Raw genomic sequence first — 21,265 nt, forward strand, 5'->3', positions numbered from 1 at the left:
ATCAGGCACACTGGACGTTTGGCCGAGCACTCATGCCAGGGTGCCGCCTCCAGAAGGGACCCGCGTTGAACGGACCTCTCATCGTCCAGTCCGACAAGACCCTGCTCCTGGAAGTCGACCACGAGCAGGCCGACGACTGCCGCCGGGCCATCGCTCCGTTCGCGGAGCTGGAGCGGGCGCCGGAGCACATCCACACCTACCGGGTGACCCCGCTGGGCCTGTGGAACGCGCGCGCGGCCGGGCACGACGCCGAGCAGGTCGTGGACGCGCTCGTGCAGTACAGCCGCTACCCGGTGCCGCACGCGCTGCTCGTCGACGTCGCCGAGACGATGGACCGCTACGGCCGCCTCACCCTCTCCAAGCACCCCGCGCACGGTCTGGTCCTGACGACCACGGACCGCCCGGTGCTGGAGGAGGTGCTGAAGTCCAAGCGGATCGCGCCGCTGGTCGGCGCCCGGATCGACCCGGACACGGTCGCCGTGCACCCCTCCGAGCGGGGCCAGATCAAGCAGACGCTGCTGAAGCTGGGCTGGCCGGCCGAGGACCTCGCCGGGTACGTGGACGGCGAGGCGCACCCGATCGAGCTGGCCGAGGACGGCTGGGCGCTCAGGCCGTACCAGAAGCAGGCCGTGGAGAACTTCTGGCACGGCGGTTCGGGCGTCGTCGTCCTGCCCTGTGGTGCCGGGAAGACGCTGGTGGGCGCCGGGGCGATGGCCCAGGCGAAGTCGACGACGCTGATCCTCGTCACGAACACGGTCTCGGCGCGGCAGTGGAAGCACGAGCTGGTGAAGCGGACCTCGCTCACCGAGGACGAGATCGGCGAGTACAGCGGGACGAGGAAGGAGATCCGGCCCGTCACGATCGCCACGTACCAGGTGCTGACGACCCGGCGGAAGGGCGTCTACCCGCACCTGGAGCTGTTCGACTCGCGGGACTGGGGCCTGATCGTCTACGACGAGGTGCACCTGCTGCCCGCGCCGGTCTTCAAGTTCACGGCGGATCTGCAGGCGCGCCGCCGGATCGGTCTGACCGCCACGCTGGTCCGGGAGGACGGCCGCGAGTCGGACGTGTTCTCGCTGATCGGGCCCAAGCGGTTCGACGCGCCGTGGAAGGAGATCGAGGCGCAGGGCTACATCGCGCCCGCCGACTGCGTGGAGGTCCGGGTCAATCTGACGGACTCCGAGCGGCTCGCGTACGCCACGGCCGAGACGGAGGAGAAGTACCGCTTCTGTGCGACGACCGCGACCAAGCGCAAGGTCACGGAGGCGATCGTGCGCCGCTTCGCCGGGCAGCAGATCCTGGTGATCGGCCAGTACATCGACCAGCTGGACGAGCTCGGCGAGCATCTCGGGGCGCCCGTGATCAAGGGCGAGACGTCGAACGCGCAGCGGGAGAAGCTCTTCGACGCCTTCCGCGAGGGCGAGATCAGCGTGCTGGTGGTGTCCAAGGTCGCGAACTTCTCGATCGACCTGCCCGAGGCGACGGTGGCGATCCAGGTCTCGGGCACCTTCGGCTCCCGGCAGGAGGAGGCCCAGCGCCTCGGCCGGGTGCTGCGGCCCAAGGCCGACGGCCACCAGGCGCACTTCTACTCCGTGGTCGCCCGGGACACGATCGACCAGGACTTCGCCGCGCACCGGCAGCGCTTCCTGGCGGAGCAGGGGTACGCGTACCGGATCATGGACGCGGACGAGCTGCTCGCGGAGAGCTGACGCCGGCCGGGGCCCGTCACTTGCGGCGGACCACGCCGACTTCCTCTCCGTACTCACCGAGGATGACCACGTCGAAGGCGGCCACCGCGAAGACCTTGACGGCGCGCAGGGCGTCGCCGAGGCGGTGGCGGTGACTGCCGGACACGGCGGTGGCGCCGGGCGGGCGGCCCGGTGCCGGGGCGGGGTGGATGGTTGCTGCGCTCATGTCTCCATGGTGCGTTTCGTCCCGTAAGACCTGCGTCGGTCTCGGGACCGAACCTCGCGGGGCTCGGGTACGCCCCCGGGCGGACGCGGGCCCCTCGGGAGGAGGGCGGCGTCCCCTAGGGGACGAGAAAAGCGTTCGCGTCCACCGCGCCCGCTCCCCTAAAATCTCCGCTCTTGCCCGCCTCCCTCGACGGAGTGCCGCCGACCGGACGGAAACCGGCCGGCATCTCACCGCCCTTCCCCAGCAGGTCCCTTCCGGAGGCAGTCCCTTGTCCACGCCCGTCGACGACCCGCTCGCGCGTGAGCGCTCCCACCTCGCCGCGTCCCGTTCCGCCCTGCGCGCCATGCGCGAGGACGTCGAAGCCCTCGACATCAGCGACGTCACCGCGAACTGGGTGAACGCGGAGGTGCTCGCGCGCCAGATCGAGGAGCGCATCAAGGCCCTGGCCGACCTCAGCGAGACCCCGCTGTTCTTCGGCCGGCTCGACTATCTGCACGCGCCGGGCAGCGAGCAGGCCGAGGGGGCGGAGGGTGAGCGTTTCTACGTCGGGCGGCGGCATGTGCACGACCACGACGGCGACCCCATGGTCGTCGACTGGCGCGCCCCGGTGTCGCAGCCGTTCTACCGGGCGTCCAAGAAGGACCCGATGGACATCGCGCTGCGCCGCCGCTTCGGCTACACGGGCGGCGACCTCACGGCGTACGAGGACGAGCACCTCTCGGACCCCGCGGAGGCGGCCCGTACCAGCAAGCTGCTCCAGCAGGAGATCGAACGGCCGCGCGTGGGCCCGATGCGGGACATCGTCGCGACGATCCAGCCCGAGCAGGACGAGATCGTGCGGTCCGGCCTGTCCGGCACGGTGTGCGTGCAGGGCGGCCCCGGCACCGGCAAGACGGCCGTCGGCCTGCACCGGGTCGCCTATCTGCTCTACGCCCACCGCGAGCGCCTCGCCCGCACCGGCACGCTGGTCATCGGGCCGAACCGGTCCTTCCTGCACTACATCGAGCAGGTGCTCCCGGCCCTCGGTGAGCTGACCGTCCGGCAGGCCACCGTCGAGGACCTGGTCGCGCACGTCGAGATCAAGGGCACCGACGACGCCACGGCCGCGGTCGTCAAGGGGGACGCCCGCATGGCCGAGGTGCTGCGCCGGGCCCTCTACTCCCACGTCACGCTGCCCACCGAGCCGGTCGTGGTGGTGCGCGGCTCGCGCCGCTGGCGGGTTCCGGCGCACGAACTGGAGGACATCGTCCGGGAGTTGCTGGACCGCGACATCCGCTACGGCGCCGCCCGCGAGGCCCTGCCGCAGCGCATCGCGCACGCCGTGCTGGTGCAGATGGAACGCTCGGGGGAGGCGCCCGACGACCGGGTGCAGGACGCGGTGGCCCGCAACAGCGCGGTGAAGGCGGCGGTCAAGGCGATCTGGCCGCCGGTCGACCCGGCGAAACTGGTGCTGCGGCTGCTGTCGGACGCGGAGTTCCTCGCGGCCCACGCGGAGGGGATCCTCGACGCGGACGAGCAGAAGGCGATCCTCTGGGCGAAGCCGGCGCGCAGCGTGAAGTCGGCCCGGTGGTCGACCGCGGACGCCGTCCTGGTCGACGAGGCCACCGACCTGGTCCAGCGCACGCACTCCCTCGGCCACGTCGTCCTCGACGAGGCGCAGGACCTCTCCCCCATGCAGTACCGGGCGGTGGGCCGCCGCTGCACCACGGGCAGTGCGACGGTCCTCGGCGACCTGGCGCAGGGCACCACGCCGTGGGCGACGCGCAGCTGGGAGGAGGCGCTGTCCCACCTGGGCAAGCCGGACGCCGTGATCGAGGAGCTGACGGCGGGTTTCCGCGTCCCCACGGACGTCATCACCTACGCCTCACGCCTGCTGCCGCACATCGCGCCGGGCCTGACGCCGGTGGTGTCGATCCGCGAGAACCCGGGCCACTTCGAGGTCCGCCCGGTCTCCGGCACCGCCGACGTGGTCGCCGCCTGCCGCGAGTCGCTGCGCCACGAGGGCTCGACGGGCCTGATCGCGGCGGACGCCCGCGTGCCCGAACTGGCCGAGGCCCTGAAGGAGGCCGGCCTCCCGTATGTGGGCCCCGGCGAGGAGACCACCCGTGAGACCCGCCTGACCCTGGTCCCGGCGTCCCTGGCGAAGGGCCTGGAGTACGACTACGTGGTGCTGGACGAGCCCGGCGCGGTGGTCGACGGCGAACCCGACGAACGCACCGGCCTGCGCCGCCTGTACGTGGCCCTCACCCGGGCGGTCTCGGGTCTGACGGTGACCCACGCGGCTCCGCTGCCGGAGCAACTCGGGTAAGCGCCGGGCACCCTTCAGGAAGCGTCCACCGCGGCCCGCCACTCGGCCACGGCCTCGGCGGACACCGGCTCGTCCCAGCCCCCGGGGCGAGCCGCCCCGCCGATGTGGAAGCCGTCCACCCCGGCCTTCAGCAGCACCGGCACATGGTCGAGCCGCAGCCCGCCGCCCACCAGCAACTGCTGCCCGTACCCCGGCTCCCCGGCCCGCCCGGCCTCGGCGAGCAGCACGGGCAGTCCGCCGTCGACCCCGTCCGCCGACCCGGCCGTCAGGTAGGTGTCCAGCCCCGGCATCCCGTCCAGCTGCTTGCGCAGGGCGGCCCGGTCGGCGGCCCGGTCGATGGCCCGGTGGAACGTCCAGGGGCAGCCGTCCAGCGCGGCGACGACCCGCTCCACGGCCGCCAGGTCCACCGAGCCCCCTTCGTCGAGGAACCCGAGCACGAACTCCTCCGCCCCGGCCTGGCGCAACTCCGCGGCCGTGTCGGCGAGCCGGTCGACGTCCCCGGCCGCGAAGCCGTCCGCCAGCCGGATCATCACCCGCAGGGAGAGGTCCACGGCCCGCCGGATCCCGGCGACGGTCGCGGCCGACGGGGTGAGCCCGTCGGCCGCCATGTCGGTGACCAGTTCAAGGCGGTCCGCGCCTCCCGCCTGGGCGGCGACCGCGTCCTCGACGCCGAGGGCGATCACCTCCAGGACTGCACGCTTGCTCATGGGGCCCCTTCGTCGGCATGGCGTCGGCGTTCGGCGACAGGTCTAGTCCAATCAAAGACTACGCTGCCCACTCCGGCCGGCTCCCAAGCACCCTCCGGGGCCCGGGACCTCACCCGTAGATGTTCAGCTCGGCCGCCTCCACCCCGGCCAGCTCGAACGCGGGCGCCCCGTCGACCGGCCGCCCGGTGTACAGCCGCACCAGGGTCGCCCCGTCCCCGATGAACCGCCCCGGGGGCCGCTCCCCGCCGCTCTCGCCCAGCCGCAGCGGCTCGTCCAGGTCGTCGAGGTCGGCGTGGAGCGGCACGTGCCCCCGCTCGCGGGTGAGGCGGGCCAGCAGGGCGAGCGCGTCCGGCAGCCCGGCCCCGCCGTAGGCGCCCGCCTCCCCGAGGGCCTCGCGCACGTCACCGGCGTGCACCCACTCCCCCAGCGCCAGCCCGTCCAGCCGCCCGTCCGCCCCGGCGATCACCGGCCCGGCCTCGGTCATCCCGCGCTCCAGCTCGTCGACGACCTGCGCGTCGCTCCAGCCGGCCCGTTCGGCGATGTCCCGGTCGTTGGACCCGGGCGAGAACACGCCCGGCTCGAACCGGCCCTGCACCACCCGCGTCAGGGCGGCCGAACCGTGCGCCAGCACGTCCCGCACCGTCCAGCCCGGGCACGCGGCGACGGGCCGCGCGAAGTCCTCCCCGGTCCTGCCCCGCAGCAGCGGGATCAACGCGTCACGCTCGATCGTGAGCAGCCGGCCGGGCTGCTCGGGGTCCCGTACGTCGTGCACATCAGCAGGAGTCGTCATGCACCCCACGCTAGGTCCCCCACCCGGGTCGGCGGGAGAATGACCCCATGGCCGATCTCGACACCCTGCGCACCCGCTTCGCCCGCACCCTGGAGGCGGCCCGGGGGCCGGCCGGCGGTCCCGACCCGGCGCCGTACGCCGAGGACCTGCTCGGCCGCTGGCGGGAGCCGCAGCGCCGCTACCACACGGTCGAGCACCTCACGGCGGTCCTGGACCGCGTCGACCTGCTGGAGCAGTACGCGCGGGACCCGGAGGTGGTCCGGCTGGCGGCCTGGTTCCACGACGCGGTCTACCTGCCCGACCGCTCCGAGAACGAGGAACGCTCCGCGCGGCTGGCCGAACGGGCCCTCAGGGAAGCCGGCCTTCCCGACGCGAAGACGGCCGAGGTGGCCCGGCTGGTGCGCCTCACCGTCACGCACGACCCGGCGGACGACGACCCCGACGGCATGGTCCTGTGCGACGCCGACCTGGCGATCCTGGCCTCGCCGCCGTCGGCGTACGCCGTCTACACCACCGCGGTCCGCGAGGAGTACCACTTCGTCCCGAACGACGCATTCCGCACGGGCCGGGCCGCGATCCTGCGCCAACTCCTCGCCCTGCCCCGGCTGTTCCGGACCCCCTACGGGGCGGAGCACTGGGAGGCGACGGCCCGCTGCAACCTCGCCGCCGAGCTGGAAATGCTGTCGCTCCCGCCCCTGGACGCCTCGTAGCCTGCCCACCATGTGGACAACGGGTGCGGAACAGGTGGAGCAGGCCGTCGCCGAGTGCGTGGGCGTGCTGGGGGCGGTCGCCGGGCGGGACTGGGCGGGGGTGCGGGCCGGGCGGCTGGAGTGGAGCTGCCGGGAGACCGCGGTGCACATCGCGGACGATCTGATCGCGTACGCGGGGCAGCTCGCGGGGCGGGAGTCCGAGGCGTACGGCCCGTTCGAGATCGTGCTGGAGGAGGGGACCGACAACTCGGGCGTGCTGCGGGTGATCGGCACGATGGGCACGCTGCTGGCCGCCGCGGTCCGGACCACCCCGCGCGAGGTGCGGGCCTTCCATCCGTATCCGTTCCGCAGCGCGAACCGCGAGGGGTTCGCCGCCATGGGCGTCGCCGAGGTGCTGCTGCACACCCACGACATCGCCGAGGGACTCGGCATCGCCTACGAACCCGACCCGGCGCTGTGCGACTTCGTCCTCACCCGGATCTTCCCGCACGTCCAGCCCGGCCCCACGCCCTGGCGGACCCTGCTGTGGGCCACCGCGCGCGGCGAGCTGCCCGGGCGCGCGCCCGTGACGCAGTGGCGGTGGAGCAACAACCTGGTCATCGAGGCCGAGCGGCTCACCCTCCAGGGCGTCACCCCGGCGGCGGCCACCGATCTGTCCACGGTCGGCGACGGCGGCTTCGCCTGGCTCGACGGCGGGCCGGTCGAGGGCACCCGGGTCGGCGCCGGACTGGTGTACAAGCAGTACGAGGACGGCGTCCACCGGCCGGAGTGGGGCATGTACGTCCTGGTCCGCCGGGAGGACGGCCGCGCGCTCGGCGCCATGGGGTTCCACAGCGTCCCGGACGCCACGGGCCGGGTGGAGGTCGGCTACGACCTCGTCGAGGCGGCCCGCGGCCACGGCTACGCCACCGAGGCCCTGCGGGCGCTGTCGTCCTGGGCGCTGGACCGGCCGGAGGCGCGGGTGGTCGTCGCCACCGTGGAGCGGGACAACCTGCCCTCACAGCACGTCCTGGCGCGGGCCGGCTTCACCCGGGTCGCCGAGGACCCCGAGCACCTCACCTACGAACTGGGCGCACCCGGCGAGCGGTAGCGCCTCTTCGGCCGCCGCAGCCCCGCCCCGTACAGCAGCCGCACCACCTCGCGGCTGCTGACCTCCACGGCCCCGGCCTCCACCGCGTCCGCGTAGCGCTGGGCGGGCAGGTCGTAGTGGTCGCGTTCGAAGGCGCGGCGGGGCACGCCCAGGCGGGCGGCGAAGGTGTGCAGTTCGTCGAAGGAGACGTCGCTGACCAGGTGGGACCACAGGCGGCCGTGGCCGGGCCAGGTGGGCGGGTCGATGTAGATCGTCACGCCGGTCTCACGAGGACGCCGGCCCGCCGAGGGCCTCGCCGAGCGATCCCACCGCCGCGACCTTCACGCCGGCCTCGGTGCACACCCAGTGCGGGTCGGGCCCCAACTCCGGTTCCACGTCCAGCGCGTGCGGCTCGCCCGTGCCGCACACGGGGCACAGCGGCCAGCGGCCGTACCGCTCCAGCAGGGCGTCCTGGACGTCCTGCGCGACCAGGCCGGCGACGAACTGCGCGCCCTCCGGCCACTGCTCGACCCACCACCGCCGCTGGGTGATGGACTGCTCCACCAGCGACACGACGTCGGCGTCCGCGACGCGTCCCGCGACGAGGTCGGCGAGCACGAGGGCGCGCGCGGCATGCAGCGTCTGCTCCAGGGGGCTGATGGGGTCCATGCCCCCATTGTGCGCACTCTTGACCCCGACGCCGAGCCGAAAATATCTTTCAGAGGTGACCCAGAGAGTGAAGGAAATTTTCGCCAGGGAGCGCGGCGGCCCGGGCGGCACCCCGCCCGCCCCCGCCGCCCTCGCGGCCAAGGTCCGCACGCTCGCACCGTCGATGACGCGCTCCATGCAGCGCGTGGCCGAGGCCGTGGCGGGCGACCCGGCCGGCTGCGCGGCCCTCACGGTCACCGGCCTGGCCGAACTCACCGGCACCAGCGAGGCGACCGTCGTACGCACCGCCCGGCTGCTGGGCTATCCGGGTTACCGGGACCTGCGGCTGGCCCTCGCGGGTCTCGCCGCGCAGCAGCAGTCCGGCCGCGCCCCGGCCATCACGACGGACATCGCGGTGGACGACCCGATCGCCGACGTGGTCGCCAAGCTCGCCTACGACGAACAGCAGACCCTCGCCGACACCGCCGCCGGGCTGGACACGGTCCAGCTGGGCGCGGCCGTCACCGCCCTGGCCGCCGCCCGCCGCACCGATGTGTACGGGGTCGGGGCGTCCGGGCTCGTCGCCCAGGACCTCACGCAGAAGCTGCTGCGCATAGGGCTGATGGCGCACGCCCACAGCGACCCGCACCTGGCCGTCACCAACGCCGTGCAACTGCGCGCGGGCGACGTGGCGATCGCCATCACGCACTCCGGGTCGACCGGGGACGTCATCGAGCCGCTGCGGGTCGCCTTCGAGCGCGGGGCGACGACCGTGGCGATCACCGGCCGCCCGGACGGCCCGGTCACGCAGTACGCCGACCACGTCCTCACCACGTCCACCGCGCGCGAGAGCGAGCTGCGTCCCGCGGCCATGTCGTCCCGGACCGGCCAGCTCCTCGTGGTGGACTGCCTGTTCGTGGGGGTGGCGCAGCGGACGTACGAGACGGCGGCGCCGGCGCTGTCGGCCTCGTACGAGGCGCTGGCCCACCGGCATCGTCCCTGAGCCGCCGCCCCGCCCAGCACCGGAAAGACACGGAAAGAGCCGTCCATGACCTCCACCTCCAACCCCCGTGACCTCAGAGCCGAGTTGGAGTCCCTGACCACCGAGGCCTTCCGGCCGGACCTGGCGGACATCGACCGGCTGCCCACGCTGCAGATCGCCCGGCTGATGAACGGCGAGGACGCGACCGTCGCCGGGGCGGTCGCGGCCCGGCTGCCCGAGATCGCCGCCGCGATCGACGCCATGGCGCAGCGCATGGGCCGGGGCGGCCGCCTGGTCTACGCGGGCGCGGGCACGGCGGGCCGGCTCGGCGTGCTGGACGCCTCCGAGTGCCCGCCCACCTTCAACACCGACCCCTCCCGGGTCGTCGGCCTGATCGCGGGCGGCCCGGGGGCCGTGGTCACCTCGGTCGAGGGCGCCGAGGACTCCCGGGAGCTGGCCGGGGCCGATCTGGAGCCCCTCGGCCTGACCCCCGACGACACGGTGGTCGGCATCTCGGCGTCCGGCCGCACGCCCTACGCCATCGGCGCGGTCGAGCACGCCCGAGACCGCGGCTGCCTCACCGTCGGCCTGTCCTGCAACCCGGGCAGCCCGCTGGCGGCCGCCGCCGAGCACGGCATCGAGATCGTCGTCGGACCCGAACTCCTCACCGGCTCGACCCGCCTGAAGGCCGGCACGGCGCAGAAACTCGTCCTGAACATGCTGTCGACGATCACGATGATCCGGCTGGGCAAGACGTACGGGAACCTGATGGTCGACGTCCGCGCCTCCAACGACAAGCTCCGCGCCCGCTCCCACCGGATCGTCGCCCTGGCCACCGGTGCCGGTGACGAGGAGATCGAGCGGGCCCTGGCCGCCACCGACGGCGAGGTGAAGAACGCGATCCTGACGATCCTGGCCGACGTGGACGGCCCGACGGCGGCCCGGCTGCTGGAGGAGTCCGGCGGGCACCTGCGAGCGGCCCTGGAGGCCCGCCCGTAGGGGCGCCCGCGGACACCCCGGGCCCGTTCAGCCGGAGAGCTGGACGACCGCCTCCCGCTCGCCCTCCTGCTCCTGCTGTTCCCGCTCCGCCGCGGCCCGTTCGGCCAGGGCGTTGACGGCCGCGTTGAACCGCTCCGTGGAGGTCGGGTGGTCCGGGCCCAGCACGTACTCCTTGAGGACGCGGCGCTCGGGTGCCATCGGGTCGTGCAGCGGTGCCCGGACCGCGCGCAGGATCTCCGGCAGCCGGACGCACTCCCGGTCCAGGAGGTAGGCGCCCCCGGCGGTGGTGTACGCGGCCCGGAAGGCCTCGTCGGGCAGATCGTCGGCGTTGGTCAGGACGTACGGCTTCAGGCTCGCCACGAAGTCCGCGACCACGGACGACACATCGCTGATGAGCAGGTCGGCCCGGTCGAAGCACTCGTAGAGCGTGGGCAGTTGCCGGACGATCACCTGGTGCCGCACCGCGCCCCGGCTCTCCCAGAAGATCCGGTGCCACTCGGCCCGCAGCTCGTGCCACTCGGCCTCGCCGCTGCGGTCGGGCAGCCGGGCCTCGCGGGTCTGCTGCGCGTCGTCGCCGCCGAGCCGCCCCGACAGCTCACCGAGCCGGGCCTGGATCTCCGCGAGCCGCGACCGGGCGGCGGCGACAGCGGCCTCCACGCGCTCGCGGTCGCCCCGTTCGCCGTCGCGCCGCTCGTTGTCCGCGCGCAGCAACTCCCGGATCGCCCGGTCGGCTTCGGCCGCGGCGCGCGAGCGCTTGCCGGTCAGCGGATGCGGCTTGTAGAGGACCCGGACGTTCTCCGCCAGCAGCTTCTCGACCAGCGTCACGCCCATCGGGATCAGGGACGTGTGGCAGTCGTCGTCGCTCCAGCCCTCCCAGGTCGGCGCGTACAGGACGGTCGGCAGCGGCCCGGGCACGTGGTCCGCGTGGAGCCGGATCGACGACAGCTGCGGACGGCCCACCTCGACGATCGCGGAGTCGCTGATGGCGTGCCGCACCCGCTGGTACCGGTCGCGCCCGGCCCGTCCGGCGACCCAGATCTCGTCGTACACCTTGCTCACCCGGTTGCTGCTGGCGAGCTTGTCGCTGTCCCCGTGCCCGATGAACACGTGCTTGGCCTCGGCGACGCGCAGCATGTGCACGTTCTTGCCCGCGTTGCCGGGGTAGAGCACGACCCGCAGCTCGGGCAGTTCCAGCTGGGCCACGTCGTCGGCCTTCGGCACGCACAGCACCGGGATGGAGGTACGGCTCAGATAGCGGAACGAGGCCCGCTCGCGCAGGATGATCAGCGGCCTCCGGTCGAGCCGCTCCAGCGTCTCGATCCACATGTTCACCTGGTACATGAAGTCCCGGGAGACGGACGCGAAGCTGAAGTACAGCGCCACCTCGGGCCGGTACGCGGCCAGTTGGCGGTTCACCTCGGCGATCACCTGGTCGTCCGTCGGCATCCGCCGCGCCCGGCGCAACTGCCCCAGCAGCGCCAGCACGGCCGCCGCCGTCAGCCCGGCGGTCAGCGCGAACCCGGCACCGGCGGGCTGCCACGCCCCCACGGCGAGCGCGGTGAGCACTCCGGCGTGCGCCGGCAGGTCCAGGTGCAGCAGCTTGCGCAGGAAGCGCCGGTAGAGGAGGGCGGGCGGCGCCTGTGGAATGCCCGCCGCGCTCATGTCGAGGTTGCGCACGACCACGGGCAGGATGCGCCGGCGCCGGATGGCGTGATGCACGGCGGTGTAGAGGACCACCAGCGCGAAGTGCACGCTGAACACGGCCAGCGCGGTCACCAGCACGGCACCGGGCGCGTCCATCCGGTCGGCCAGGGCGAGCAGCATCACCGTCCGCACGGCGAACCGCATGGTGCGCGTCAGCTGCAGCGCGGCCAGCCGCCGCACGAAGGCGGGAGCGCGGGTGTGCAGCACCTCGTCGGCGGCGTAGCTCACGGCCGAGGCGGCGGCAAAGCCCCACAGCGACGGGAGCAGCGCGAAGGCGGGCAGGGCGGCGAAAGCGGCGGCGAACAGGAGTACGAGAAACAGGTCGGTCTTCCCACGCACACGCAGGACACCGCACCACCAACGGAGCGTCATGGCAGGCTTTCTCTGAGGAGATCGGTCTTCCGGAGTGGCGTGCGGTGGGGCGGACGCCGGGGTGTACGCGCGATACGCCTGTTCGACGACGCTGACGGCCCAATGGTTGTAGTCCACCCCCCGATCACCCTCACTTCACCGCGACTTCACCTCCCGATTGACCTGCCGCACGCGAGCCCGCAGTGCCTCCGAGACGGGCAGCGACCGCAGCACCTCGGTCAGCTGCTCGGCCGTCCGCACGTTGCACCGCCCCAGATCGACCAGGGCGAACGGCTCCCCGCTCGCGGCCGTGACGGGGTCGACCCGCAGGGACGGCAGTACGACACCGACTCCCGCGAGTGCGTCCCGCAGTGACTCCACGATCTCTTCGGTCGAGCGCACGCTTCCCTACCTCCACGCTGAGTTGTCAATTCACCACACAGCGTGTCCGAGCCGCCTCTAACCTGGCCAGATACGGCGGCCCAACAACCCGATGTGTACGACAGGGAGTTGCCCATGCCCGGATCCAGGGATCTCGACCCGTCCTCCTCCCCGCGGGCCCTCCTGGGCGCCGAACTCCGCCACGCCCGCGAGAAGGCCGGCCTCAGCCAGGAGGAACTCGGCCAACGGCTGTTCGTCAGCGGCTCGTTCATCGGCCAGCTGGAGGCGGGCACGCGCAGGATGCAGCGGGAGTACGCCCGCCTGCTGGACGAGGCGCTGAGGACGGAGGACTTCTTCCAGCGGCACTGCGGGGCGGCGGCCAAGTCGAGGTATCCGGAGCATTTCGCGGAGGCGGCGGAAGCGGAGGCGGAGGCGACCGAGATCCGGGAGTACGCACCCCTCCTGATCCCCGGCCTGCTCCAGACGCCTGCCTACGCGCGAGCCGTCTGCCGGGCCTACCAGCCAACGGCTCCCGAAGAGAAGATCGAGGAGCTCGTGACCGCGCGGATCGAGCGCGCCCGCCTGCTCGACCATCCAACAGAGCCCTTGTTGTGGGCCGTGCTTGACGAATCCGCACTCCGGCGGGTGACCGGGGGACCCGGGGTGATGGCAGAGGCGTTACGCCACATCGCGGACCTGGGCCGCCGCGGCCGGGCCATCGTCCAAGTGCTGCCGTTCGACGCGGGGGCACACCCCGCGATGGAGGGCTCGGTCAAGCTGATGGACTTCGAGGACGCCCCACCGCTGGTCTACTTCGAAGGCGTGGGCACCGGACGGCTGGACGACGACCCGGCGGTCGTCAAGCACCAGAAGTTCACCTACCAGCTCCTCACGGCCTGCGCGCTCTCCCCGAAGAACTCCCTGGCCGTCATCGAGGCGATGGCGGAGGATTACGCCCATGAGGAGCATCACTGAGGCCCGCTGGCACAAGTCCAGCTACAGCGGCGGCAGCGGCGGCAACTGCCTCGAAGTAGCCGACGGTCACCCCACCGTCGTCCCCGTCCGCGACTCCAAGAACCCCCACGGCCCGAAGCTCGTGTTCCGGGCCACCGCCTGGGCCGCGTTCGTCGCGAACCTCAAGGACGAGACGGCCTGAGCTTCGGGACCCGGGCTTCGAGCCCTGTTTTCAAGGAATGGGTGGAGGGCCTCAACCCGCCCTCCCACCCCGAGAGTTGACGGGGAGCGCTCGGCTTGCCACGGACGGTGACCAACCTCTAGCGTTCCCGCATACGCAACAGCCCCCGCCCGGTGCGCCAACACCTGCGGGGGCTTAACCAACGAGATCGAAGAGACCGATCCCATGGCTGACGCCCACTTTAGTGCTGCCCTCCCCTCCGCGCACCCCATGGCCAACCCCGGCTACGGCAAGCGCTCCACTCCGGACCAACTCCGGTCCACACCGCACGACTTCGCGCACCTCCCACCCCGCGAAGCCGCCATCGCCGCCTACCTCGACCGACTCCCCGACGGCGCCGACATCTCCGTGAAGACGCTGGCCAGACAGCTCCCGTACGGCCAGTGCGCCCTGAGCACCGCCCTCAACCGCATCCAGCAGGCGGGCCATCTGCGCCGGGGCCGGGAGTGCGTCACGGCCGACGACGGCAGCTCGCGCTGGATCACCCGATCGTGGTGGTCCCGCACGGCCCGGGATGACGACTGGTGGACGGCCTTCACACGCGGGGACGTGCCGAAGGCACCGCAGCGCCCCACCCGGTCCCGGGCGCAGATCCTCCTGGCCGCCCTCGGCCGCACCGCACCCGTGCTGTCGCTCTCCCAGGCCGACTGCGCGGCACTCGCCCCACTGGTGACGGAGTGGTTCGAGCGGGGCGCGTCGGAGGACGACGTGCTGCACGCCCTCACGGCCGGCCTGCCGACACCCGTGCACCACCCCGCCGCCCTGGTCCGCACCCGCCTGACAGGCAAACTCCCGCCCCCACCCGCCCCGCGCCCGCCACTGCGCGTACTGGAGTGCGCAAACTGCGGCGCACCGGGACGCCCGGAGTCCCTGCCGGGAGGGCGTTGCAGCGCCTGCCGGGGCGAAAGCGCCCCCGCGCAACCCCCCGCACCCCTGCCCGCCCCCTCCGTACACGATCACGCGGCCCGCATCCGCGCGGCGATGGACCAGCGCCGCCGGGAGAGGCTCGTGCGAACCGAGGACAATGGACGGTATGAACCACGCCCAGCTGACCGCACTCGGCCGTGCCCTCCGGCTTCTCGGTGAGCACGGGGAGGCCCTCACCGCCGACACCCCGGACGCCAAGCTGCACGAGGTGAAGGCGGATCTGCGGCGGGCCCTCGACCTGCTGGAGGAGAGCGTCTCGAACGCCGCGCCCAGCACCCGGTGCCCCGAGCATCCGAACGGCCCCGTGGACGAGGCCGCCCCGGACCTGTGTCTGCTGTGCGAGACCCGGCGCCGGGCGGCCCGCCGGAACGAGTTCAACGGGCCCGCTCCGCACCAGCCGCCGTCCGAGCCCGCCCAGTCGCGCTACGGCGTGCGCGGCGACCGCCCGCAGCCCCAGCAGCGCTGGCTGCCGGAGCTGTGGAACGGCCAGACGTGGCAGCTGTGCGGCACCCCGCGCCGGGACCGCCGCGAGGCCGAGCTGTACATCGCCGCCCAGCGCCGCGCGCCCCGGGCCGCCATGGCGTACCGGCTGGTGCACGAGTTCACGGACTACGAGGTGCTGCGGGTGTGGGGGACGCCCGTGCGGATCGACATCGAGCCGATGGGCAACCTCTAGGTCACAGCAGGGGCAGGGCCTCGAAGTCGTGCCCCTGCCACAGGCGCCGCGCGGTCTCCTCCGGGTAGGCCGTGACCACCGGCTCCGCGTCCAGCACCTGCACCAGCCGCCGCTGATCGTCGTACGCCGGCCAGCCCGGGTCGCCCGTCCTGGCGAACGCCGTCCAGGAGGAGCGGAAGCGGGCCGACAGCGCCAGGGCCTCGGCGGACGGCTCGGTCCCCGCGAACAGCAGCGCCCCCAGGTCCGCCCCGTACGTGCCGAACAGCAGTGGGAGGTCCAGGCCGTGGCAGGCGCCGAGCGCGCCGTCGTTGCCGGGGGCCGCCCAGGTCAGTTCGTAGACGTGCGCGGTGCCGCCGCCCGCGCGGTGTGCCTCGGCCAGGCGCAGGGAGGGCATGGCGAACAGCCAGTCCGTCTGGACGCGTTCGTACAGCTCGCTCGCGGAGGCGCCCGGGAAGGCCGTGCGGTAGGCCGCCTCCCCGTCGGGGCCGGGGCCGAACAGGCGCAGGGCCGCGCTCGCCCGCTCGTCGGTGATCCGGCCGAGCTGTCCGGCCAGGGTGAGGAAGAGGCGGTACTCGTCGCGGTTGTGGCCGACGAGCAGGTCGACGTCCTTCGCCGCTCCGGACGTCAGGGCCTGCCAGGGCGTCGCCGGGAGGACCTCGCCGTCGACCACCGGGGAGAAGGGGGTCACCGTGGGCGCCGCGCGGCCCCAGCGGTCGAGGTACTGCGGCATCTTCGGGCCCAGTGCCTCCCCCGCCGCCGTCAGCCGGCGCGGCTCCACCGACGACAGATCGGCGACCGTGGGGCGCAGACCCAGCTCGGCGGCCAGGGCGGTGCCCAGGTCCCGGGCCAGCTCGGCGGAGAAGAACGTCCCCGGCACGCTCTGCGCGATCGCCCGCCGGAACAGCCCGGCCGCGCGGTCCATCACCAGCAGCGAGGCCACCGATCCCGCGCCCGCCGACTCGCCGAAGACCGTGACCTGCCGAGGGTCCCCTCCGAACGCCTCGATGTTGTCGCGCACCCACTCCAGCGCGGCCACCTGGTCGAGCAGGCCCCGGTTGGCGGGGGCGCCCTCGATGTGGGCGAACCCCTCCATGCCGACGCGGTAGTTGAGGGTGACGACCACGACGTCCCCGTCGGCCGCGATGTGCCGGGCGTCGTAGCCGGGGCTGCCGGCGTGGCCGAGCTTGTAGGCACCGCCGTAGATCCACACCATGACCGGGCGGTGGGCGGCCGGGTCGGGGTCGGGGGTCCAGACGTTGACCGTGAGCCAGTCGTCGCCCTGGGGGACGTGGAACAGGTTCGGGCCGCCCATCAGGCCGAGGTCCTGCGGGGGCGGCGGGCCGAAGGCGTACGCCTCCCGTACGCCGTCCCAGGGCCGGGCTGGGCGCGGCTGCTGGAAGCGGGCCTCGCCCACCGGCGGTGCGGCGAAGGGTATGCCGCGGAAGACCGCGAGCCCCTCCTCGCGGCGTCCGCGCACCGCACCGGCGGTGGTGCGCACCACCGGTCCGGGCTGCTCGCAGGGGCCGTCCGCGGGCGGGCGGGGCTCGGTCGTCGTCATCTGGGTCTCCTCACGGATGCCGGTGATCAGGCGCTCGGCCAGTGTCCTTGACCGAGGCAACCGGATCCAGGCACCCGTGGGCGGACCCCGGGTCAGCTGAGGGTCTTCAGCGCCGCCGCGTCGTACGGCGCCAGCTCGTCGAAGCGGCCGTCGAGGACCTTGCGCGCCCACTGCGGGTCCTGCAGCAGCGCGCGGCCGACGGCGACCAGGTCGAACTCGTCGCGCTCGAAGCGGTCCAGGAGGTTGTCGAGGTCGCCGAGCTCGGCGCCCTGCCCCTGGAAGGCCTTGAGGAAGTCGCCGTTGAGGCCGACGGACCCGACGGTGATGGCGGGCTTGCCGGTGAGCTTCTTGGTCCAGCCGGCGAGGTTCAGGTCGGAGTCGTCGAATTCGGGCAGCCAGTAGCGGCGCGTGGAGGCGTGGAAGGCGTCGACACCCGCCGCGGCCAGCGGGGTGAGGATGGACTCCAGCTCCTCCGGGGTCTCGGCGAGGCGGGCGCCGTAGACGTCCTGCTTCCACTGCGAGTAGCGGAAGATGACGGGGAAGCCGGGGGAGACGCTCTCGCGGACGGCCGCGACGATCTCCGCCGCGAACCTGGTGCGGGCCACCCGGTCGCCGCCGTAGGCGTCGGTGCGGCGGTTGGTGCCCTGCCACAAGAACTGGTCGAGCAGGTAGCCGTGGGCGCCGTGCAGCTCCACGCCGTCGAAGCCGATGCGCTCGGCGGCCGCGGCGGCCTCGGCGAACGCGCCGACCACGGCGTCGATGTCGGCCTGCGTCATGGCCTTGCCGGTGGGCTCGTCGGCGCCGATGCGCAGCCCGGAGGGGCCGACGGCGGGGGCGTCCGCGACGGGCGGCTCGCCCTGCTTGCGGACCATGCCGATGTGCCACAGCTGGGGCACGATCCTGCCGCCCGCGGCATGCACCGCCTCGGCGACCTTCGCCCAGCCCGTCAGTTGCTCCTCGCCGTGGAACCGCGGCACGCGGTCGCTCTGCCCGGCCGACTCGTGCCCGACGTAGGTGCCCTCGGTGACGATCAGCCCGACTCCGGCGGCGGCGCGTCGCGCGTAGTAGGAGACGACGTCCTCGCCGGGCACGCCGCCCGGGGAGAACATGCGCGTCATGGGCGCCATCACGATCCGGTTGGGGACGGTCAGACCGCCCAGGGTGACGGGCCGGGACAGGATTTCGGCGGCACGGGAGGCGGCGACGGTCACGTGGGGGCTCCTTCGGATACCGGACAGTATGCTCATACCAGGCAGTATGTGCACGTGCATCGGACCCCAGGTTCAACCATGCGGCCCGCCGCCGCCATCCCGTGCCCCCTGTGATCCCGCACACGCCGAAGGGCGGCACCCCTGCCGGAGCAGGAAGTGCCGCCCTCCGAAAGGACGTCGACCGACTCAGTCGATCAGAAGTCCATGTCACCGCCCGGCATGCCGCCGCCGGCCGGCGCGGCGGCCTTCTCCGGCTTGTCGGCGATGACGGCCTCGGTGGTGAGGAACAGCGCGGCGATGGAGGCGGCGTTCTGCAGCGCGGAACGGGTCACCTTCGCCGGGTCGATGATGCCCTCGGCGATCATGTCGACGTACTCACCGGTCGCGGCGTTCAGGCCGTGGCCGACGGTGAGGTTGCGGACCTTCTCCACGACGACGCCGCCCTCGAGACCACCGTTGACGGCGATCTGCTTCAGCGGGGCCTCCAGCGCGAGCTTCACGGCGTTGGCGCCGGTCGCCTCGTCACCCTCGAGCTCCAGCTTCTCGAAGACCTGGGAGGCCTGCAGCAGGGCCACGCCACCACCGGCGACGATGCCCTCCTCGACGGCCGCCTTGGCGTTGCGCACGGCGTCCTCGATGCGGTGCTTGCGCTCCTTGAGCTCCACCTCGGTGGCGGCACCGGCCTTGATGACCGCGACACCGCCGGCGAGCTTCGCCAGGCGCTCCTGCAGCTTCTCGCGGTCGTAGTCCGAGTCGCTGTTCTCGATCTCGGCGCGGATCTGGTTCACGCGACCCTGGACCTGGTCGGCGGAGCCGGCACCGTCGACGATGGTGGTCTCGTCCTTGGTGATGACGACCTTGCGGGCCTTGCCCAGCAGGTCGAGCGTGGCGTTCTCCAGCTTGAGGCCGACCTCCTCGGAGATCACCTCGCCGCCGGTGAGGATGCCGATGTCCTGCAGCATCGCCTTGCGGCGGTCGCCGAAGCCCGGGGCCTTGACGGCGACGGACTTGAAGGTGCCGCGGATCTTGTTGACGACCAGGGTCGACAGGGCCTCGCCCTCGACGTCCTCGGCGATGATCAGCAGCGGCTTGCCCGACTGCATGACCTTCTCCAGGAGCGGGAGCAGGTCCTTGACGTTCGAGATCTTGGAGTTCGCGATCAGGATGTACGGGTCGTCGAGGACGGCCTCCATACGCTCCATGTCGGTGGCGAAGTACGCCGAGATGTAGCCCTTGTCGAAGCGCATACCCTCGGTGAGCTCCAGCTCCAGACCGAAGGTCTGGGACTCCTCGACGGTGATGACGCCTTCCTTGCCGACCTTGTCCATGGCCTCGGCGATGAGCTCGCCGATCTGGGTGTCGGCGGCGGAGATGGAGGCCGTGGAAGCGATCTGCTCCTTGGTCTCGACGTCCTTCGCCTGCTCCAGCAGGGCGGCGGAGACGGCCTCGACGGCCTTCTCGATACCGCGCTTGAGGGCCATCGGGTTGGCGCCGGCGGCCACGTTGCGCAGACCCTCGCGCACCAGGGCCTGGGCGAGAACGGTCGCCGTGGTCGTACCGTCACCGGCGACGTCGTCCGTCTTCTTGGCGACTTCCTTGACCAGCTCGGCGCCGATCTTCTCGTACGGGTCCTCGAGCTCGATCTCCTTGGCGATGGAGACACCATCGTTGGTGATCGTGGGCGCGCCCCACTTCTTCTCGAGGACGACGTTGCGGCCCTTGGGGCCGAGCGTCACCTTCACGGCGTCCGCGAGCTGGTTCATGCCGCGCTCGAGGCCGCGCCGCGCCTCCTCGTCGAACGCGATGATCTTGGCCATGTGAAGTGGTCCCTCCAGGACTGGGGGTGATTACTTCGGACCGCGCCCGCGCCCGCGACGGACGGCCCCCGACCGGTGGTTCCTTGCCCCACCTGGTCCGTGGCCTCACCGACCCGGTCCTTACGTTGTCACTCTCACCTTCAGAGTGCTAACGCAATGATTAGCACTCGGGCATGGCGAGTGCAAGCGCCTCCGGGGGATCGACCGGGGGCGTCAGCCACCCGCGAACACCCCCCTGCACCCCCCGCGAGCAGGCCGAAGGGCCCGCACCCCAGGGGGTACGGGCCCTTCAGAGAAGACCTGTCGCTTGCGCGTTGGTCGTGGTGCGCGTTCAGGCGGTGACGCGAACCATGTCGGCCTGCGGGCCCTTCTGGCCCTGCGAGATCTCGAACTCGACCCGCTGGCCCTCTTCCAGGGTGCGGTAGCCGTCCATCTGGATCGCGCTGTAGTGGACGAAAACATCCGCACCACCGTCGACCGCGATGAAGCCGTACCCCTTCTCCGCGTTGAACCACTTGACGGTGCCCTGAGCCATGCCTAACTCCCCTATTACTGGCCCTTGCACAGATCCACACTTCGCGGACCCGGGTCAGACCTCACCCCCCACGGTTGGGGGCGTGCGCCGGAACGCGTCGACCGCGGCTGAATGTATCTGTCCAACTGCCGTCTGCAACAGGTCAATCGGACGAGAATTCTGGACGCGCAGGGTCCGGAATGTGGGGAGAATTCGCCCGAATTCAGGGCAAGTCGGGCCACACAAAATGCGCAAAAGCCGCGAAAGACAAGCGCACTTTGGCTACATCTTGTCGGGCTCGCGGCAGGAATTCAGGGTTCCGATCAGGGGATCGGGATCGCGTTCCCCAACTGTACCGCGCTCAATCACGCAGAATTGCCCCCTCCGCTTCTCTCACGGTGGGGGCAATTCGATGAACTCTCCGTGACCGGCATTACTCCAGGTAACAATCAAGCCGGTCGACCGGTCGCGACCGGCTCAGCCTCCGGCGACGGCCGGGATGATCGAGACGCCGGCACCGTCCGGGGTGGCCGTCTCCAGCCCCTGCTCGAACCGCACGTCGTCGTCGTTCACGTACACGTTGACGAACCGGCGCAGCTTCCCCTGGTCGTCCAGCACGCGCGCGGCGATACCGGTGTGGTTCTTCTCCAGATCGGCGATGACCTCGCCCAGGGTCGCCCCCTCGGCGGCGACCTCGGCCTGCCCGCCGGTGTAGGTACGCAGGATGGTGGGGATACGAACGGTGACGCTCATCGGATATGTCCTCCGGTTCTTTTTGAGCAACGGCTGGGGCACGCCCTCAGG

22 protein-coding genes are annotated in these 21,265 nt (G+C 72.3%); 10 read left to right on the forward strand and 12 right to left on the reverse strand.

The genetic code is table 11. From position 1 onward, the window contains the following. The first annotated feature begins 65 nt into the window (after window positions 1-65). Window positions 66-1,709, forward strand: coding sequence for a DNA repair helicase XPB (locus CHR28_RS22985; RefSeq protein WP_094055580.1), 1,644 nt, complete (start codon window positions 66-68; stop codon window positions 1,707-1,709). A 16-nt stretch (window positions 1,710-1,725) separates the two neighbouring features. Here CHR28_RS22985 and CHR28_RS22990 read toward each other — a convergent pair whose 3' ends face one another. Next, a complete protein-coding gene (locus CHR28_RS22990; RefSeq protein ID WP_094055581.1) occupies window positions 1,726-1,914 on the reverse strand; it encodes a hypothetical protein in 189 nt (62 codons plus the stop codon). 268 nt (window positions 1,915-2,182) lie between these two features. On the opposite strand from CHR28_RS22990, the gene CHR28_RS22995 reads away from it, so the two are divergent. After that, window positions 2,183-4,222 carry a HelD family protein gene (locus tag CHR28_RS22995; protein ID WP_094055582.1) on the forward strand — a complete coding sequence of 680 codons (2,040 nt, stop codon included), beginning with the start codon at window positions 2,183-2,185 and terminating at the stop codon, window positions 4,220-4,222. 14 nt (window positions 4,223-4,236) lie between these two features. Here CHR28_RS22995 and CHR28_RS23000 read toward each other — a convergent pair whose 3' ends face one another. Together CHR28_RS23000 and CHR28_RS23005 are read right to left on the reverse strand one after the other, a co-directional pair. After that, window positions 4,237-4,929, reverse strand: a complete 693-nt coding sequence (locus CHR28_RS23000; RefSeq protein ID WP_094055583.1) for a copper homeostasis protein CutC — start codon at window positions 4,927-4,929, stop codon at window positions 4,237-4,239. Between the two features lie 109 nt (window positions 4,930-5,038). Continuing rightward, a complete protein-coding gene (locus CHR28_RS23005; protein ID WP_094055584.1) occupies window positions 5,039-5,719 on the reverse strand; it encodes a maleylpyruvate isomerase family mycothiol-dependent enzyme in 681 nt (226 codons plus the stop codon). A gap of 47 nt (window positions 5,720-5,766) precedes the next feature. On the opposite strand from CHR28_RS23005, the gene CHR28_RS23010 reads away from it, so the two are divergent. Then, window positions 5,767-6,429: an HD domain-containing protein gene (locus CHR28_RS23010; protein WP_094055585.1), complete on the forward strand. Its 663-nt coding sequence runs from the start codon at window positions 5,767-5,769 to the stop codon at window positions 6,427-6,429. A 10-nt stretch (window positions 6,430-6,439) separates the two neighbouring features. Further along, entirely contained in the window at window positions 6,440-7,519 is a 1,080-nt protein-coding gene (locus tag CHR28_RS23015; RefSeq protein ID WP_373453378.1) for a GNAT family N-acetyltransferase, read from the forward strand. Here CHR28_RS23015 and CHR28_RS23020 read toward each other — a convergent pair. Together CHR28_RS23020 and CHR28_RS23025 are read right to left on the reverse strand one after the other, a co-directional pair. Beyond that, window positions 7,489-7,776, reverse strand: a complete 288-nt coding sequence (locus CHR28_RS23020; protein ID WP_094055587.1) for a DUF4031 domain-containing protein — start codon at window positions 7,774-7,776, stop codon at window positions 7,489-7,491. The genes CHR28_RS23015 and CHR28_RS23020 overlap by 31 nt on opposite strands. Before the next feature lie 7 nt (window positions 7,777-7,783). Continuing rightward, window positions 7,784-8,167 (reverse strand): hypothetical protein, encoded by a 384-nt coding sequence (locus tag CHR28_RS23025; RefSeq protein ID WP_094055588.1) that lies wholly within the window; start codon window positions 8,165-8,167, stop codon window positions 7,784-7,786. 55 nt (window positions 8,168-8,222) lie between these two features. Between CHR28_RS23025 and CHR28_RS23030 the strand changes: the two genes are divergently transcribed. Further along, complete coding sequence (locus tag CHR28_RS23030; protein ID WP_094055589.1) at window positions 8,223-9,149, forward strand: MurR/RpiR family transcriptional regulator; 927 nt, start codon at window positions 8,223-8,225, stop codon at window positions 9,147-9,149. A 45-nt stretch (window positions 9,150-9,194) separates the two neighbouring features. Continuing rightward, on the forward strand, window positions 9,195-10,127 hold the full coding sequence (murQ, locus tag CHR28_RS23035) for an N-acetylmuramic acid 6-phosphate etherase (RefSeq protein ID WP_094055590.1): 933 nt from the start codon (window positions 9,195-9,197) through the stop codon (window positions 10,125-10,127). 27 nt (window positions 10,128-10,154) lie between these two features. Here murQ and CHR28_RS23040 read toward each other — a convergent pair whose 3' ends face one another. Together CHR28_RS23040 and CHR28_RS23045 are read right to left on the reverse strand one after the other, a co-directional pair. Then, complete coding sequence (locus CHR28_RS23040) at window positions 10,155-12,203, reverse strand: hypothetical protein (protein WP_094055591.1); 2,049 nt, start codon at window positions 12,201-12,203, stop codon at window positions 10,155-10,157. A 135-nt stretch (window positions 12,204-12,338) separates the two neighbouring features. After that, the gene (locus CHR28_RS23045; protein WP_094055592.1) at window positions 12,339-12,584 is read right to left on the reverse strand and encodes a hypothetical protein; all 246 of its coding nucleotides are present in this window, start codon (window positions 12,582-12,584) and stop codon (window positions 12,339-12,341) included. A 114-nt stretch (window positions 12,585-12,698) separates the two neighbouring features. Here CHR28_RS23045 and CHR28_RS23050 point away from each other — a divergent pair, with 114 nt between their 5' ends. From CHR28_RS23050 to CHR28_RS23065, 4 genes are all read left to right on the forward strand, one after another. Continuing rightward, window positions 12,699-13,538, forward strand: a complete 840-nt coding sequence (locus CHR28_RS23050; RefSeq protein ID WP_094055593.1) for a helix-turn-helix domain-containing protein — start codon at window positions 12,699-12,701, stop codon at window positions 13,536-13,538. Next, window positions 13,522-13,719, forward strand: a complete 198-nt coding sequence (locus tag CHR28_RS23055; protein WP_094055594.1) for a DUF397 domain-containing protein — start codon at window positions 13,522-13,524, stop codon at window positions 13,717-13,719. The genes CHR28_RS23050 and CHR28_RS23055 overlap by 17 nt, the downstream gene beginning before the upstream one ends. Window positions 13,720-13,968: 249 nt before the next feature. Beyond that, window positions 13,969-14,844: a hypothetical protein gene (locus tag CHR28_RS23060; RefSeq protein WP_256984354.1), complete on the forward strand. Its 876-nt coding sequence runs from the start codon at window positions 13,969-13,971 to the stop codon at window positions 14,842-14,844. Continuing rightward, window positions 14,792-15,361 carry a hypothetical protein gene (locus tag CHR28_RS23065; RefSeq protein ID WP_094055595.1) on the forward strand — a complete coding sequence of 190 codons (570 nt, stop codon included), beginning with the start codon at window positions 14,792-14,794 and terminating at the stop codon, window positions 15,359-15,361. Before CHR28_RS23060 ends, CHR28_RS23065 begins: the two co-directional genes overlap by 53 nt. A gap of 1 nt (window position 15,362) precedes the next feature. On the opposite strand, the gene CHR28_RS23070 is transcribed toward CHR28_RS23065, so the two are convergent. The 5 genes from CHR28_RS23070 to CHR28_RS23090 all read right to left on the reverse strand — a co-directional run bounded on the left by CHR28_RS23070 (window position 15,363) and on the right by CHR28_RS23090 (window position 21,214). Then, window positions 15,363-16,919: a carboxylesterase/lipase family protein gene (locus CHR28_RS23070; RefSeq protein WP_094055596.1), complete on the reverse strand. Its 1,557-nt coding sequence runs from the start codon at window positions 16,917-16,919 to the stop codon at window positions 15,363-15,365. 92 nt (window positions 16,920-17,011) lie between these two features. Then, complete coding sequence (locus tag CHR28_RS23075) at window positions 17,012-18,166, reverse strand: NADH:flavin oxidoreductase (RefSeq protein WP_094055597.1); 1,155 nt, start codon at window positions 18,164-18,166, stop codon at window positions 17,012-17,014. A 158-nt stretch (window positions 18,167-18,324) separates the two neighbouring features. After that, complete coding sequence (groL, locus tag CHR28_RS23080) at window positions 18,325-19,947, reverse strand: chaperonin GroEL (protein WP_094055598.1); 1,623 nt, start codon at window positions 19,945-19,947, stop codon at window positions 18,325-18,327. A gap of 331 nt (window positions 19,948-20,278) precedes the next feature. After that, window positions 20,279-20,482, reverse strand: coding sequence for a cold-shock protein (locus tag CHR28_RS23085; RefSeq protein WP_004986573.1), 204 nt, complete (start codon window positions 20,480-20,482; stop codon window positions 20,279-20,281). A gap of 456 nt (window positions 20,483-20,938) precedes the next feature. Beyond that, window positions 20,939-21,214 carry a ubiquitin-like small modifier protein 1 gene (locus CHR28_RS23090; RefSeq protein ID WP_010035955.1) on the reverse strand — a complete coding sequence of 92 codons (276 nt, stop codon included), beginning with the start codon at window positions 21,212-21,214 and terminating at the stop codon, window positions 20,939-20,941. Window positions 21,215-21,265: the final 51 nt, after the last annotated feature.

Source organism: Streptomyces sp. XY006 (assembly GCF_002237655.1).
Lineage (GTDB): Bacteria > Actinomycetota > Actinomycetes > Streptomycetales > Streptomycetaceae > Streptomyces > Streptomyces levis.